This is a genomic window from Mycobacterium avium subsp. avium (assembly GCF_009741445.1).
In the GTDB taxonomy this organism is placed as follows: domain Bacteria; phylum Actinomycetota; class Actinomycetes; order Mycobacteriales; family Mycobacteriaceae; genus Mycobacterium; species Mycobacterium avium.
Window position 1 is genome coordinate 1743604 of sequence record NZ_CP046507.1, and the last position, 14216, is coordinate 1757819.

General features: G+C 68.2%; 14 protein-coding genes. 6 read left to right on the plus strand and 8 right to left on the minus strand.

The window, feature by feature from the left end; all coding sequences use genetic code 11:
- Positions 1-17: 17 nt before the first annotated feature.
- The 5 genes from MAA44156_RS08065 to MAA44156_RS08085 form a co-directional block, all read right to left on the minus strand.
- Positions 18-1439 (minus strand): UbiD family decarboxylase, encoded by a 1422-nt coding sequence (locus MAA44156_RS08065; RefSeq protein WP_009976902.1) that lies wholly within the window; start codon positions 1437-1439, stop codon positions 18-20.
- A gap of 314 nt (positions 1440-1753) precedes the next feature.
- Entirely contained in the window at positions 1754-2362 is a 609-nt protein-coding gene (locus MAA44156_RS08070) for a YbhB/YbcL family Raf kinase inhibitor-like protein (RefSeq protein WP_009976900.1), read from the minus strand.
- A gap of 87 nt (positions 2363-2449) precedes the next feature.
- Complete coding sequence (locus MAA44156_RS08075; protein ID WP_003876620.1) at positions 2450-2899, minus strand: SRPBCC family protein; 450 nt, start codon at positions 2897-2899, stop codon at positions 2450-2452.
- Positions 2900-2949: 50 nt separating this feature from the next.
- Positions 2950-3357, minus strand: a complete 408-nt coding sequence (locus MAA44156_RS08080) for an SRPBCC family protein (protein WP_003876621.1) — start codon at positions 3355-3357, stop codon at positions 2950-2952.
- Complete coding sequence (locus MAA44156_RS08085) at positions 3354-3677, minus strand: metalloregulator ArsR/SmtB family transcription factor (RefSeq protein WP_009976897.1); 324 nt, start codon at positions 3675-3677, stop codon at positions 3354-3356. The genes MAA44156_RS08080 and MAA44156_RS08085 overlap by 4 nt, the downstream gene beginning before the upstream one ends.
- 119 nt (positions 3678-3796) lie before the next feature.
- On the opposite strand from MAA44156_RS08085, the gene MAA44156_RS08090 reads away from it, so the two are divergent.
- The 4 genes from MAA44156_RS08090 to MAA44156_RS08105 all read left to right on the plus strand — a co-directional run bounded on the left by MAA44156_RS08090 (position 3797) and on the right by MAA44156_RS08105 (position 8866).
- Positions 3797-4510: an MBL fold metallo-hydrolase gene (locus tag MAA44156_RS08090; RefSeq protein WP_009976896.1), complete on the plus strand. Its 714-nt coding sequence runs from the start codon at positions 3797-3799 to the stop codon at positions 4508-4510.
- Between the two features lie 218 nt (positions 4511-4728).
- Entirely contained in the window at positions 4729-7017 is a 2289-nt protein-coding gene (gene aceA, locus MAA44156_RS08095; protein WP_009976895.1) for an isocitrate lyase ICL2, read from the plus strand.
- Between the two features lie 92 nt (positions 7018-7109).
- On the plus strand, positions 7110-7520 hold the full coding sequence (locus MAA44156_RS08100; RefSeq protein ID WP_033729738.1) for a hypothetical protein: 411 nt from the start codon (positions 7110-7112) through the stop codon (positions 7518-7520).
- A gap of 182 nt (positions 7521-7702) precedes the next feature.
- Positions 7703-8866 (plus strand): LLM class flavin-dependent oxidoreductase, encoded by a 1164-nt coding sequence (locus MAA44156_RS08105; protein ID WP_009976890.1) that lies wholly within the window; start codon positions 7703-7705, stop codon positions 8864-8866.
- A gap of 41 nt (positions 8867-8907) precedes the next feature.
- Here MAA44156_RS08105 and MAA44156_RS08110 read toward each other — a convergent pair whose 3' ends face one another.
- Both MAA44156_RS08110 and MAA44156_RS08115 read right to left on the minus strand, forming a co-directional pair.
- Positions 8908-9375 carry an SRPBCC family protein gene (locus MAA44156_RS08110; protein WP_009976888.1) on the minus strand — a complete coding sequence of 156 codons (468 nt, stop codon included), beginning with the start codon at positions 9373-9375 and terminating at the stop codon, positions 8908-8910.
- A gap of 14 nt (positions 9376-9389) precedes the next feature.
- A complete protein-coding gene (locus MAA44156_RS08115; protein ID WP_023863965.1) occupies positions 9390-10460 on the minus strand; it encodes an IS110 family RNA-guided transposase in 1071 nt (356 codons plus the stop codon).
- A 387-nt stretch (positions 10461-10847) separates the two neighbouring features.
- Here MAA44156_RS08115 and MAA44156_RS08120 point away from each other — a divergent pair, with 387 nt between their 5' ends.
- Together MAA44156_RS08120 and MAA44156_RS08125 are read left to right on the plus strand one after the other, a co-directional pair.
- Complete coding sequence (locus MAA44156_RS08120) at positions 10848-12683, plus strand: fatty acyl-AMP ligase (RefSeq protein ID WP_029248486.1); 1836 nt, start codon at positions 10848-10850, stop codon at positions 12681-12683.
- 53 nt (positions 12684-12736) lie between these two features.
- A complete protein-coding gene (locus MAA44156_RS08125; protein WP_029248485.1) occupies positions 12737-13405 on the plus strand; it encodes a hypothetical protein in 669 nt (222 codons plus the stop codon).
- Positions 13406-13438: 33 nt separating this feature from the next.
- On the opposite strand, the gene MAA44156_RS08130 is transcribed toward MAA44156_RS08125, so the two are convergent.
- A complete protein-coding gene (locus MAA44156_RS08130) occupies positions 13439-14209 on the minus strand; it encodes an SDR family oxidoreductase (protein WP_009976882.1) in 771 nt (256 codons plus the stop codon).
- Positions 14210-14216 lie beyond the last annotated feature (7 nt).

The following is a 14216-nucleotide window of genomic DNA, read 5'->3' on the forward strand; positions in this document are numbered from 1 at the left end:
CTGTGTCGTCATCGTGTCTACAACGGCAACGCGGCCTGCCAGCGATCGCGAATCGCGGCCCGATAGTTGTCGTCGAACCGGTTAGCTCGCGGGTAAGAATCCTTCCAGGCGAAGGGCTTACACGCGTCGATGAGCACGATCCCCATCGACAGGTCACCCGCATCGCGTTTCGCAGGCGACAGTCGCGGATCGATCGCCGTTGTCGGTGTGCGCAGGATGTGGATGGATTCGGTCGGGTCGACGCGAGTGAACAGCGCCCAGAGCACATGATTGATGTCGGTGATATCGATGTCTTCGTCGACGACGACAAAGTAGCGGTCCATGCCGCCCGTTCTCTTTCGTCCCGCTGCCGCCAACAACGCATGCATGGCGTCGCCGGTGCCGGTCTGCTCGATCGATATCACCATCATCAACTGGCGCGCATATGCCCACACGCCCTTGATGTTTTGCACCCCAGAGGCTTCAAGGTGATCCCAGGTCACCGAGGCGGAATACAGCGGAACCGCTTGGTCCCCCGCAGGGACGGTTGGAATCATCGGCGGCGCGCCCAAAATGATCGGTGAATCGCGATGCAAGATGCGTTGCACTCGGACCACGGTTTCATTGCCGGCATGGGTGAAATACCCCGTCCATTCACCGAACGGCCCCTCGGGAACCGACTCCTCCTCCACCGGGGGCATCTCGCCCTCGAGAACAATCTCGGCGTGCGCTGGAACGGGAAGGCCAGTACCCGGCGCGGCCAGTACCTCGACACCGCTACCTCGTAGGCCTCCGGCCACGTCATACTCGCAGACCCCGGAGGGTGCGGCGATCGCGGCGGCGGTCGTCAGGATGGGATCGCAGCCCACCACCACAGCGATGGGGCAGGCTTGACCGCGGTGCCAGTACTTCTGCGCGATCGCAAGTGCATGCCGATTGCCCAGCATCCACAACGACAGCCTGTCTTTGCCCTGCACACACCCGCGATAGGTGCCTACGTTGACCCAACCGGTATCGGGATCTTTGGTGATGACCATGCACGCCGTTCCGATGTAGCGCCCGCCGTCACCATCGTGCCAGCGTGGCGTCGGAAATATGTTCAGGTCGACGTCATCGCCGTCCAGTACGTTTTCAAGTACCGATCCCGTCGAAAGCAGCACTGGCGCAACGGGATCGATGCTCTTGCTCAGGTCCTTCCAAGCTTTGACGATATCCATGGCCGGGGTCCAAGGGGGCAACCCTAACGCCACCGCGCAGCGTGGCACAGTCCCCATGAAGTTGGTGAAGACCCGGTAGCCGCTCGGGTATCCCTCGATGTTGTCGAAGAGCAGCGCCGGCCCCTCTTTTTCGGCTAAAAGCTCGGTCAGACAACCAATTTCGAGGTCCCAATGCGCGCCGCGGATGGTTTTGACCTCCTCGCCGCCCAACTTATCGGTCAGCGTTTGGATGTAATCCCGCAAATCGCGAAATACAGCCACAATCCCTCACCCCTGTCCTCTCTCGGCGAATCGGAATTCAAGCTCGCTACTAACCATGGCCGCCCAAAATCCATATGTCTAATAGCTAGTTCAGCTATCAGCCATCTGAAATTTAGATCGCTAGAGCTAGACAGGCCTGGTCCCGTGCAGCGTGACCGGCCCGGCCCGAAGGGGTTCCAGGACTTGTCATTCCGATCGACGGTCGCTATCTCGCCGGCGCCTGATGCCGCGGCAGGCGCGGCATCACCTTCACCCCGAGTACAACGCCGCTGGGGACCTGAAGGGCCGCCAGCCGATCAGCCGCCGAACACCCCGGTGAGCTGCGCCTGCGCGGTCGCGGCGCCGGCAATGGCCTGCGCGGCCTGCGCACCGGCCAGCCCACCGGGCAGCTGATAGTCGTTGGGCAGCTGATAGAGGGTGAACCGGTAGTGGTGGGTGCCCGTTCCGGCGGGCGGACACGGCCCCTGGTAGCCGGCCTGTCCGGCGGTGTTCGGCAAAGTCGTTGTGCCGGGCGGCGTTTGGCCCGCGGACGTGCTGCCGGAGCCCGGGGCGATGCCGGTCACCACCCAGTGCACGTACGGCCCCGCCGGGGCGTCGGGGTCGTCGACGACCAGGGCCGCACCCGTCGGCGCCGACCACGCCAGCGGCGGTGCGATGCCCTCGCCCTTGCAGGTGTACCGCGGCGGGATCGGGGCGCCGTCGGTGAATGCCGGGCTGGTGATTGTCAACGGCCCGCCGGCCGGGGCGTTCGGCGCCGTGCGGCCCAGGGTGGTCACCCTGGGTGTCGACGGAGTCGTCGTCGGGCCATGACCGTGGCCGCCGCAACCGACCGCGCCCGCCGGCAGCGCCAGCGCGCAGATGATCGTGCCGATCCGGCGAGAGGTGTCCACCAGCGTCGCTTCCATACCGCACAGTCTGACGCGCCGGTGGGCGCCGCGGAAGCATCCCTTCCCGGCCGGGCGATGGCGCCGGGCCACAGCGAAGAGCAACGGTTATGAGGCCGCGCGCTTCTTGACCTCCGCCACCCGCTTGCGCAGGCCTTCGGTGGCGGTGTCCATCAGGCTCTTGGACCCCTTCTTGATGAGGAATCCCGGCACCGGCATCACCAGGTCGACGGTGAGCTCGAAGTGCACGCGCGTGGCGTCGCCTTCGGGCGTCAGGGTGTAGCGACCCTGTTGAGCGCGTTGCTGTTTGGAGCTGACCAGCGTCCAGCCCACACCGTCGTCGTAAATGGTGTACGCGAGTTCCTGTTCGTCGCTGATGCCGACGAGCTTGACCACCTGCCTGGACCTGATGGGGTGGTTCTCCTCGTCGCGCTCGAGCACCTCGACCTTCTGGTGTGCCGGCGACCACTCGGTCAGCGACTCGAGGTCGAACAGCACGTCCAGGATCTCCTCCGGTGTCGCTTCGATGACGACTTCGCGGGAATCGGTGATAGCCATGCCCGGGAGATAGCCGGTGCGGTGCCGCCCGAAACCCGTGGCATCGGCAGCTAGTCGACGGCGACCCGGGCGAGACGGGGGAGCACGGTGTCGCGCCAGCCCGGGCCCATCTGTTCGAAGGCCCGGGCCATGCGGGCGTCGTCAAGGTCAAATCCGCTGTGTTCCAAGAAGACTCGGGTTCCCTCGCCTTCGGCTTCCAGCCGCCAGGTCAATGTCCAGGCCGCGGTGAAGGTGTAGACGAAGCGGCGCGGCGGGTCAACCTCGAGCACCTGGCACGGCTGCTTGCCGTAGCCAGGCATGTCGAGCGTGAATCGATGTCCCACCACCGCGGCGACCTGCCCCTCGGCCCACCACAGTTTCATCAGCTCGGGTTCGGTCAGCATCCGCCACACCTTCGCCGGTGGCGCCGCCACGAATTGGTCCACCCGGATCGTCGCGAACCTGGACGTGTCCGTCATTCCAGCTCCTCTGCTACCTCGGCGAGCCGGCGCAGTCGTGTGCGCCAGAACTTCTCGAATGGATGCAGCCACTCGCCGAGCTCGGCCAGCGGCTCCGCGGTCAGGTGGTAGATGCGCTGGCGGCCGCGCCGCTCGTCGGCCACCAGGTCGGCCTCGCGCAACACCTTGAGGTGCTCGGCGACCGCGGGCCGGCTGAGCTCGAACCGTTCGCTGAGTTCCCCAGCCGAGAGCGGATGGCGGGCGAGGAGCTGCAGCAGTTCGCGGCGCACCGGGTTGGCCAGGGCGAGAAAGACGCGATCGACGCCGGTCACGACCACCAAGATACGTCGGACATTTCCGACATGTAAACTTTTTCCGACACATCGGCCGGGCGCGAACCCGGCGCATCGGCGGGGTGCGGACCCGGCGCGGGCGGCCCTGCTGCGGCTACCTTGCTGGTGTGCATTTCGCGTGGGAACGGCTGACCGGCAGTGTGCATCGCTGCCGGCTCCCGTTCTGCGACGTCACCGTCGGGCTGATCTGCGGCCGCAGCGGAACCCTCCTCGTCGACACCGGAACCACGCTGACCGAAGCGGCCGCGATCGACGCCGACGTCCACCGGCTCGCCCGACGGCCGGTGAGCCATATTGCCTTGACGCACAAGCACTTCGACCACGTGCTAGGTTCGTCGTTGTTCACCGGCGCCGAGGTCTACTGCGCGCCGGAGGTGGTCGAGTATCTCGGGGCGGCGACGGATCAAATCCGCGACGACGCGCTGCGCCATGGCGCCGACGCCGTCGAGGTGGATGCCGCCATCGCGGCCCTGCGGCCCGTGCAGCACGGGATCCGCGACGCCCGGATCGACCTGGGGGACCGCACGGTGACGATCACCCACCTGGGCGCCGGCCATACCGCGTCGGACCTGGCGCTGATCGTGCCCGCGGCGCGCGACGGCGAACCCACGGTGGTGTTCACCGGTGATCTGGTCGAGGAATCCGGCGACCCCGCGATCGACGCCGACTCCGATGTGACGGCCTGGCCGGCCACCCTGGACCGGCTGCTGGCGCTCGGCGGGCCCGGGGCCCGTTACGTGCCCGGGCACGGCAGGGTCGTCGACGCCGCGTTCGTCCGTCGTCAGCGCGACTGGTTGCGCGCCCGCGCGGCCACCCGGTGAACGGCGCCCGCGTTCAATGCCGAAAGGCGTGGCGAAAAGTGTTGTGTCCCAAGGGTTGACGCCAACGACCGACCCGCCGTCGAACCCGACCGCACCGACGGCCGCAAGTACCGGATGCGGCAACAGTTTTGGTTCAACTCCTGCGACTCCTGATTGAACGGCCCTTTCCGGGGATAGACTCGCGGTCAGGGGAATCGTGCCGAGAGGAGCGTAAGACCATGGCGATCATCGACAAAGAGACGCAAGTCCGGCCATCGTTCGACGACGAGGTAGCCGCCACGCAGCGCTACTTCGACGACCCCCGCTTCGCCCGCATCACGCGCCTCTACACCGCTCGGCAGGTGGCCGAGCAGCGCGGCACCATCCGCACCGACTACACCGTGGCACGCGACGCGGCGGCCGCGTTCTACGAGCGGCTGCGCGAGCTGTTCGCCCAGAAGAAGAGCATCACCACCTTCGGCCCGTACTCGCCCGGCCAGGCGGTCACCATGAAGCGGATGGGCATCGAGGGCATCTACCTCGGCGGGTGGGCCACCTCGGCCAAGGGCTCCACCACCGAGGACCCGGGGCCCGACCTCGCCAGCTACCCGCTGAGCCAGGTGCCCGACGACGCCGCGGTGTTGGTGCGCGCGCTGCTCACCGCCGACCGCAACCAGCAGTACCTGCGGCTGCAGATGAGCGAACAGCAGCGCGCCGCCACCAAGGAGTACGACTACCGGCCGTTCATCATCGCCGACGCCGACACCGGCCACGGGGGAGACCCGCACGTGCGGAACCTGATCCGCCGTTTCGTCGAGGTCGGGGTGCCCGGCTACCACATCGAGGACCAGCGGCCCGGCACCAAGAAGTGCGGCCACCAGGGCGGCAAGGTCTTGGTGCCCTCCGACGAGCAGATCAAGCGGCTCAACGCCGCGCGCTTCCAGCTCGACATCATGCGGGTGCCCGGGATCATCGTCGCCCGCACCGACGCCGAGGCCGCCAACCTGCTGGACAGCCGCGCCGACGAGCGCGACCAGCCGTTCCTGCTGGGTGCCACCAACCTCGACATCCCGTCGTACAAGGCGTGCTTCCTGGCGATGGTGCGCCGCTTCTACGAGCTGGGTGTCAAGGACCTCAACGGCCACCTGCTCTACGCGCTGCCGGAGGCGGAGTACGCCGAGGCCACCGCCTGGCTCGAGCGCCAGGGCATCCAGGGCGTGATCTCCGACGCCGTCAACACCTGGCGCGAGAACGGGCAACAGTCCATCGACGACCTGTTCGACCAGGTGGAGTCGCGGTTCGTGGCGGCCTGGGAGGACGACGCCGGGCTGATGACCTACGGCGAGGCCGTCGCCGAGGTGCTGGAGTTCGCCGCGAGCGAGGGCGAGCCGGCCGACATGAGCGCCGACGAGTGGCGGGCCTTCGCGGCGCGCGCCTCGCTCTACTCCGCCAAGGCCAAGGCGAAGGAGCTGGGCTTCGACCCGGGCTGGGACTGCGAGCTGGCCAAGACCCCCGAGGGCTACTACCAGATCCGGGGCGGCATCCCGTACGCCATCGCCAAGTCGCTGGCCGCCGCGCCGTTCGCCGACATCCTGTGGATGGAGACCAAGACCGCCGACCTGGCCGACGCCAAGCAGTTCGCCGACGCCATCCACGCCGAGTTCCCCGACCAGATGCTGGCCTACAACCTGTCGCCGTCCTTCAACTGGGACACCACCGGCATGACCGACGAGCAGATGAAGCAGTTCCCCGAGGAACTCGGCAAGATGGGCTTCGTCTTCAACTTCATCACCTACGGCGGACACCAGATCGACGGCGTGGCCGCCGAGGAGTTCGCCACCTCGCTGCAACAGGACGGCATGCTGGCGCTGGCCCGCTTGCAGCGCAAGATGCGTCTGGTCGAATCCCCTTACCGCACACCGCAAACGCTCGTCGGTGGGCCCCGCAGCGATGCCGCACTGGCCGCCTCGTCGGGCCGCACCGCGACCACCAAGGCGATGGGCGAGGGCTCGACCCAGCATCAGCATCTGGTGCAGACCGAGGTGCCCAAGAAGCTGCTCGAGGAGTGGCTGGCGATGTGGAGCGAGAACTACCACCTCGGCGAGAAGCTCCGCGTGCAGTTGCGGCCCCGCCGGGCGGGTTCGGACGTGCTGGAACTCGGCATCTACGGCGACGGCGACGAGCAACTGGCCAATGTCGTCGTCGACCCGATCAAGGACCGGCACGGCCGCAGCATCCTTCAGGTGCGCGACCAGAACACCTTCGCCGAAAAGCTCCGGCAGAAGCGGCTGATGACGTTGATCCACCTGTGGCTGGTGCACCGCTTCAAGGCCGACGCGGTGATCTACGTGACTCCGACCGAGGACAACCTGTACCAGACCTCGAAGATGAAGTCGCACGGCATCTTCAGCGAGGTGTACCAGGAGGTCGGCGAGATCATCGTCGCCGAGGTGAACCGGCCCCGTATCGCCGAACTGCTGCAGCCCGACCGGGTAGCGCTGCGCAAGCTGATCACCAAAGAGGGTTAGCCGCCGGCCCGGACCGGAGTTTGCACGCCCGCGCCCCCGGGTAAGAAACAGAGGGCGTCGCGGCGCGGCGCCCCTTCGAGATTGGGGTTGCGATGAGATCTGGACCGAGGACGACGATCGCCGTGTTCGGCGGCGCGGCCATGCTCGTGCTGGCGGTCGGCTGCGGCGGCGGCCATAAGGGCGGCCCGAGCACCACCAGCACCACCACCCCGACGACGACGCCGTCGACGAGCGTCGTGCCGTCCACCACACCCGGCGGCGGTGGCACCGTGCCCGGCGGCCCGACCGGTGGCGGCGGCCCCGGCGGCGGTGGCGGCAGCATCCCCGGTGGCCCGACCGGTGGCGGCGGCCCCGGCGGCGGTGGCGGCAGCATCCCCGGTGGCCCGACCGGTGGCGGCGGCCCCGGCGGCGGTGGCGGCAGCATCCCCGGTGTCGGCGGGGGCGGCGGCGGACCGGGCGGCGGCGGCGGTTGCGTGGGCAACGTCTGCGGCGGCTACCCGTGATCGCCCACCGCCGTTGAGTCGGCGCGGTTGACCCCGCGCTTTCTGTAGCTCCCTCGCTTGTTTCGCTAGCCGGTGGGGCCATGTTCATCTGGCCCCACCGGCTGATACCTTTTCGGGTTTTTCTTCCGGCTCGGCGTCGGGCACGGCTATGGTTCGGGGGACTCGACTGCAAGGGGAACCCCATGGGCAAGCTCAGGTTTGGTTACTTCATCGCCCCGTTCCACCGTGCGGGCACCAATCCGACGCTGGCCCTGCAACGCGACCTGGAATTCATCGAGCATCTCGATGCCCTCGGTTTCGACGAGGTCTGGCTGGGCGAACACCACTCGGCGGGCAGCGAAATCATCAGCTCCCCGGAGATCTTCATCGCCGCCGCGGCCGAGCGCGCGAAGCGCATCCGGTTCGGCACCGGCGTCATCTCGCTGTCGTATCACAACCCGCTGTGGGTGGCGGACCGGCTGATGCTGCTGGACCACCTCACGCACGGCCGCATCGTCGGCGGGGTGGGTCCGGGCTCGCTGCCCAGCGACTCGTCCATGATCGGGCTGACTCCCACCGACACCCGCGAGCTGCTGGAGACCAATCTCGACATCGTGGTCCGGCTGTTGGCGGGGGAGACGGTCAGCGCCAAGACGGCCACCCACCAATTGTTCGACGCCAAGTTGCAGCTGGCCCCGTACTCCGACGGTGGCATCCCGCTGGCGGTGGCCGCCGTCGCGTCGCCGACCGGCGCCCGGCTGGCGGGCAAGCACGGCATCGGGCTGCTGTCCATCGGGGCGACGCTGACCGTCGAGGGTTTCAATGCGCTGTCCTACCACTGGGGCATCGTCGAGGAGCGGGCGGCGGCCTTCGGCACCCAGGTCGACCGCACGAATTGGAGCCTGGTCGGTTTGTTTCATCTGGCCGAAACCGAGAAGCAGGCCCGCGAAGAGGTCAAGTTCGGCATCGAGCCGTGGTTCCGGTACTTCCAGAAGGTGGCCGCCTTCCCGCAGATGACGATGCCGGGCGATCAGCTCGACGAGATGATCGACGTCATCAACGAGAACGGGGCGGGCGTGATCGGCACGCCCGAGCGGGCGCGCGAACAGGTGCAGCGGTGCTGGGATCAATCCGGCGGGTTCGGCTGCATGCTGCAGATGGGTCACGAGTGGGCCAACCCGGCCGCGACCAAGCGCTCCGCCGAACTGTTCGCCGCCGAAGTGATGCCGCATTTCCAGGGCCAGGCGCAGCCGACGCTGGACGCGGCCGCGCGCGCCGGCCAGGCCCGCGACAGCCTCGCGCAGTCGCAGTTGGACGCCGTCGCGCACATGACGAAGAAGTATCAAGACGAGGTCGAGTCCAAGTAGCCGCCGGTACACGAATTAGCTTGGGGCTGAACGAGACCGGGTCAGCGCGCCTGGCCGGCTTCCCGCTCGGCGGCCTTCACCAGCCGGCCCGCGAAAAACTTCACCGCGCCGCCCATGGCCGCCCGCATCAGCGGGCCCGTCCCGCGCACGCCCTCGGTGAACGAGCCGGTCCAGCGGATGTCGGTGCCGCCGGCCGGATTCGGCGTGAAGACCACCTCGCCGGTGTAGTCCTTGGCCGGGCTGGGCGGCCCCACCAGCTTGTAGGCGTGACGGCGATCGGGCTCGTACTCCGTGGTCTCCTCCTGAACCAGCACCGGCCACAGGCCGACCTTGCGGATCGCCCCCACCCCGCCCGGCGCGGGATCGCCCTGGCCGGCCCAGCTCGAATGCAGCACGATCGGCTTTGCCCACCGTGACCAATTCGCGCCGTCCGCCACGAGCCGGAACAGGGTCGCGGCGGGCGCGCTGCTGGTGCGGGTGACTTCGAAGGAGAACTTCCGGCCCGGCATGCGTTTCTCCTATGTCAAGCCGCTGCCGTTTGGCAAGGCTGAGTTCGGTGTTGATGGTCGGTGTGGAGGTGGCCGAAGATGATGCGGGCCAGGCGGCGTTTGAGGCAGCGCAGGGCTTCGGGATTGGAGTCACCGGCTGCTAGCCGGTGACGGTAATAGGTCTGTCCGAGGCCCTCGAGGCGGATCTGGGTGATCGCGATGCGGTGCAGGGCGGCGTTGAGTTGTCGGTTGCCCGAGCGGGTCATTCGGACCCGGCCGGCGGTGTTGCCCGACCACACTGGGACAGGCGCTACGCCGGCATGCCGGGCGAAGGCGGCCTCGCTTTTGAATCGGGTCACTCCGGCGGTTTCCCCGACGAGCTTGGCTGCGGTCAGCTCGGCGCACCCGGGCATCGCCAACAACGCAGGGGCAACCGTGCGCACTCGCGAACCGATCCGCTTGGCCAGTGCGTTGATCGCTTCAGTTAGCCGGGTGATGTCGGCGAGCTCATCGCGGGCCAGCTCGGCGACCAGACCGGGAACGGTCGCCAACCAGGCGCCCAACAGGTGACGGTGTTTGCCACGATCCAATGAGGCCGGACCGGGGGCACGTTCGGGATCAAGTTCGTGAACTCGCCAACGCAGCCGATTGATCATCGCAGTCCGTTGTGCCACAAGCACTTCCCGCCGATCCACCAGCAGCTTAAGTTCGCGAGACACTTTGTCATGGGAAGCTACCGGCAGGTCGGGTTCTCGAAGGAATCCCCGCGCAACCGCTAGCGCATCGATCGGATCAGACTTGCCCCGCGTGCGCGCACTGGCCCGGGCCTGGGCCATCAACTTCGGTGGTACCCGCACCACCTGCTGGCCGGCCGTGAGCAGATCACGTTCCAACCGCGCCGACAGATGCCGGCAGTCCTCAATCGCCCACACCACCTGGGCTCCAAAGCGCTCCCGCGCCCACATCACCGCCTCGGCGTGGCCACTCGTCAGCGCTTTGACGGTCTTCTCGCCAAGCTTGCGCCCCACCTCGTCGACAGCAACAAAGGTATGGGTGTGCTTGTGGACATCGGCTCCAACAACAACCATGGTGGTTGCCTCCTTCACTGTGAGGTGACGGTTGGGCCGGTCGGCGGACAAACCTCAGTGGGGGCGGTACCACGCTCCTATCAAGTCACGCCGGCCGGTCCTTCACACCCGGTGCCGACAAAACGCATGAACGCCAACCCGAAGGCGGCAGGCAGGCTATGAGCCAGACACCAGGTGATCAGGATCCAACCACCGCAACCTCCTGCGGCACCTCACCCTGACACTGACGGTAGGCTACCGCCCAACCCGCGCGGCCGGCGGATCGGGTGGATCGCTCGCCCACGAAGACCTGTCCACGAAGATACCGCGCTACCGCCGGAATGAGCGAATACGGCCGTCGCTCTTGCGGTTTGCCCGAACGTCACCGACCCCGGCCGGCCGCATCGCGTGCCTAGACTGCACGGTATGGATGACGCCCTTCGGCGCGACGATGGTGTGCCCGGCCTGCTGCGGATCGAGGACTGCCTGGACGCCGACGGCGGGGTCGCACTGCCGCCCGGCGTCAACCTGATTTCGCTCATCGACCGCAACATCGCCAACGTGGGGGACACCGTCGCGTATCGCTACCTCGACTACAGCGGTTCGGACGACGGCACCGCGCACGAGGTGACCTGGAGCCAGTTCGGTGTCCGGCTGGAAGCCATCGGCGCGCGCATCCAGCAGGTGGCCAGTCGCGGTGAGCGCGTTGCGGTGCTGGCGCCGCAGGGCATCGACTACGTCGCCGGGTTCTACGCGGCGGTCAAGGCGGGCACCATCGCGGTCCCGTTGTTCGCCCCGGAACTGTCCGGGCATACCGAGCGGCTGGACACGGCGCTGCGCGATTCGCAGCCCAGCGTCCTGCTCACCACCACCGTCGCGCGGGATGCGGTCGAGCAGTTCCTGGCCGTCCACCCGCACCTGCACCGGCCGCGGGTGATCGCCATCGACGAGATACCCGACTCGGCCGCCGAGTCGTTCGCGCCGACCGAACTCGGCATGGACGACGTCTCGCATCTGCAGTACACGTCGGGCTCCACCCGGCCACCGGTCGGCGTGGAGATCACCCACCGCGCGGTCGGCACCAACCTGGTGCAGATGATCCTGTCCATCGACCTGCTGGACCGAAACACCCACGGCGTCAGCTGGTTACCGCTCTACCACGACATGGGGTTGTCGATGATCGGCTTCCCCGCGGTGTACGGCGGCCACTCCACGCTGATGTCACCCGCGGCGTTCGTCCGCCGGCCGCAGCGCTGGATCAAGGCCCTGTCCGACGGGTCGCGGCACGGCAACGTCGTCACCGCGGCGCCCAACTTCGCCTACGAGTGGGCCGCGCAGCGCGGGCTGCCCGGCGGCGAGGACATCGACCTGCGCAACGTGGTGATGATCATCGGCTCCGAACCGGTCAGCATGGATGCGATCCGGACGTTCAACAAGGCGTTCGCTCCGTACGGGTTGCCGCGGACGGCGTTCAAGCCGTCCTACGGCATCGCGGAGGCGACGCTGTTCGTGGCGACCATCGCGCCGCGGGCCGAGGCGACGGCGGTGTATTTGGACCGCCGGCAGTTGGGCGCCGGGCATGCGGTGCGGGTGCCGGCCAACGCCCCCGATGCCGTCGCCGCGGTGTCCTGTGGCCAGGTGGCGCGGAGTGAATGGGCGGTGATCGTCGCCGACGGGGCCGAGTTGCCGGACGGCCAGGTGGGCGAAATCTGGTTGCAGGGCAACAACATTGGCCGCGGCTACTGGGGTATGCCGGAGGAGACCCGGCGGGTGTTCGGCGCCACGCTGCGGTCGCGGCTGCCGGACGGCAGCCACGCCGCGGGGGCCGATCCCGACGGCAGCTGGCTGCGCACCGGCGATTTGGGTGTGTATCTCGACGGCGAGCTGTACGTGACGGGCCGGATCGCGGACCTGGTGCGCATCGATGGCCGCAACCACTATCCGCAGGACATCGAGGCCACCGTCGCCGAGGCGTCGCCGATGGTTCGGCGTGGTTATGTGACGGCGTTCTCGGTGCCGGCCGTGGACGATCCCGAAGCGGGCCGGCTGGTCGTGGTCGCCGAGCGCGCCGCGGGCACCAGCCGTCAGGATCCGCGGCCGGCGATCGAGGCCATCCGCGCCGCCGTCGCGCAGCGACACGAGCTGGCCGTCGCCGACGTGCGGTTGCTGCCCGCCGGCGCCATCCCGCGGACCACCAGCGGCAAGCTGGCCCGGCGGGCCTGCCGCGCCCAATACCTCGACGGCAGCCTAGGCGCCCGCTAATCGGGCGGGTCGACGGCACCGCACCGGCCCGGCGCCGGTGGCATCCTGGCCAGGTGGGGTTGCTGATCAGAGTGGCCGAGCTGTTGATCCTGGTGCTGCCGCTGGTCGGCGCGACCGTCGCCGTGGTGCGGGCGTTCGGCGCGCAGCGGCGGCGCACCGACGAGCCGGCGCGGGAAGTCGACGGGGCCCGGCCGCCCGAGGCCCGCGCCGGCGCCGACAATCAAGCGGCCCGGTGGCGCTCGATCCGGCGGGTCCTCGACGAGCACAGCCGCACCGACGAGCGGTGGCTGGACTACGAACTCGACGTCGCCAAGCTGCTGGACTTCCCGCTGATGACCGACATGCGCGATCCGCTGACCATCGCGTTCCACAAGGCCAAGCTGCGCGCCGACTTCCTGCGACCCGCCAAGGCCGAAGATCTCCTGGACGATCCGGACGCGGCCGCGCACTACCTGGCCGCGGTCGAGGACTACGTAACGGCGTTCAACGCCGCCGAGGCCGAGGCGACCCGCCGGCGCCGCACCGACTTCTCCCGCACCGACCAGCAACGAATTGCCCGGGCGCAGAGCCTGTTCCGGGTGGCGGCGGACCCCGCGGCGGCGGCGCACGAACGCCAGCGCGCCTACGATGTGGCCCGTCACGAACTCGAGGGTCTGCTGGTGTTGCCGCCGGCGACCCGGGCGAACATCGAGCGCGCGATCTCCGGGGAGATCGAGGGTTGAAAACCCGAGTGCGCCACCGCTTTTCGTTCCGGGCTACGGGCAGCTGTATCCGCCGTCGATGACGATGTCCGAACCGGTCATGTAGCTGGACGCCGCGCTGGCCAGATAAAGGTAGATCCCGGCGAGTTCGTCCGGCCGGCCCATCCGGCCGAGCGGGATCTTGGGCTGCCACTGCCGATGGTATTCGTGCAGCGGTTCGACGAGCTCGGTGCGGATGTAGCCGGGGCTGACGCTGTTGACCCGGATGTCGTGCGGCGCGAATTCGACGGCCATGGCCTTGGTCAGCTGGATCACGGCCGCCTTGCTGGCGCAGTAGTGGCCGACCTGCTGCGGGACGTTGATGATGTGCCCGGACATCGAGGCGGTGGTGATGATGGCGCCGCCGCGGCCCTGCCGCACCATCGCCCGGGCCGCCGCCTGGGCGGTGAGAAACACCCCGGTCACGTTGGTGTCCTGGATGCGCTGGAATTCCGCGGCCGGCATCTCGAGCATCGGGGAGACCGAGATGATGCCGGCATTGCAGACCGCGATGTCGATGCCGCCGAGTTCGGCGATCATCCGGTCCACCATGCCGCTCACCTCATCGGGTTGGGTCACGTCGCAGCGGATCGCGACCACGCCGCCGGTACCGCCGGCGGTGAGCTCGTCCGCGGTGCGTTGCAGCGCCTCGAAGTCGCGCGCCGCGATGGCCACCCGAGCGCCGGCTTGCAGATACGCCTGCGCCACCTGCTTGCCGATCCCGCTGGACGCCCCGGTGACCAGCGCCCGCCTGCCGCGCAGGTCGAACAGATCCAACACGCTCATTCGCCAT

Bases quoted from the DNA above. Each gene is read 5' to 3' on its own strand.
- MAA44156_RS08070 (WP_009976900.1), bottom strand. From the start codon at position 2,362: ATGGAAGCGACGCTGGTGGACACCTCTCGCCGGATCGGCACGATCATC.
- MAA44156_RS08075 (WP_003876620.1), bottom strand. From the start codon at position 2,899: ATGGCTATCACCGATTCCCGCGAAGTCGTCATCGAAGCGACACCGGAG.
- MAA44156_RS08080 (WP_003876621.1), bottom strand. From the start codon at position 3,357: ATGACGGACACGTCCAGGTTCGCGACGATCCGGGTGGACCAATTCGTG.
- aceA (WP_009976895.1), top strand. From the start codon at position 4,729: ATGGCGATCATCGACAAAGAGACGCAAGTCCGGCCATCGTTCGACGAC.
- MAA44156_RS08100 (WP_033729738.1), top strand. From the start codon at position 7,110: ATGAGATCTGGACCGAGGACGACGATCGCCGTGTTCGGCGGCGCGGCC.
- MAA44156_RS08105 (WP_009976890.1), top strand. From the start codon at position 7,703: ATGGGCAAGCTCAGGTTTGGTTACTTCATCGCCCCGTTCCACCGTGCG.
- MAA44156_RS08110 (WP_009976888.1), bottom strand. From the start codon at position 9,375: ATGCCGGGCCGGAAGTTCTCCTTCGAAGTCACCCGCACCAGCAGCGCG.
- MAA44156_RS08120 (WP_029248486.1), top strand. From the start codon at position 10,848: ATGGATGACGCCCTTCGGCGCGACGATGGTGTGCCCGGCCTGCTGCGG.
- MAA44156_RS08130 (WP_009976882.1), bottom strand. From the start codon at position 14,209: ATGAGCGTGTTGGATCTGTTCGACCTGCGCGGCAGGCGGGCGCTGGTC.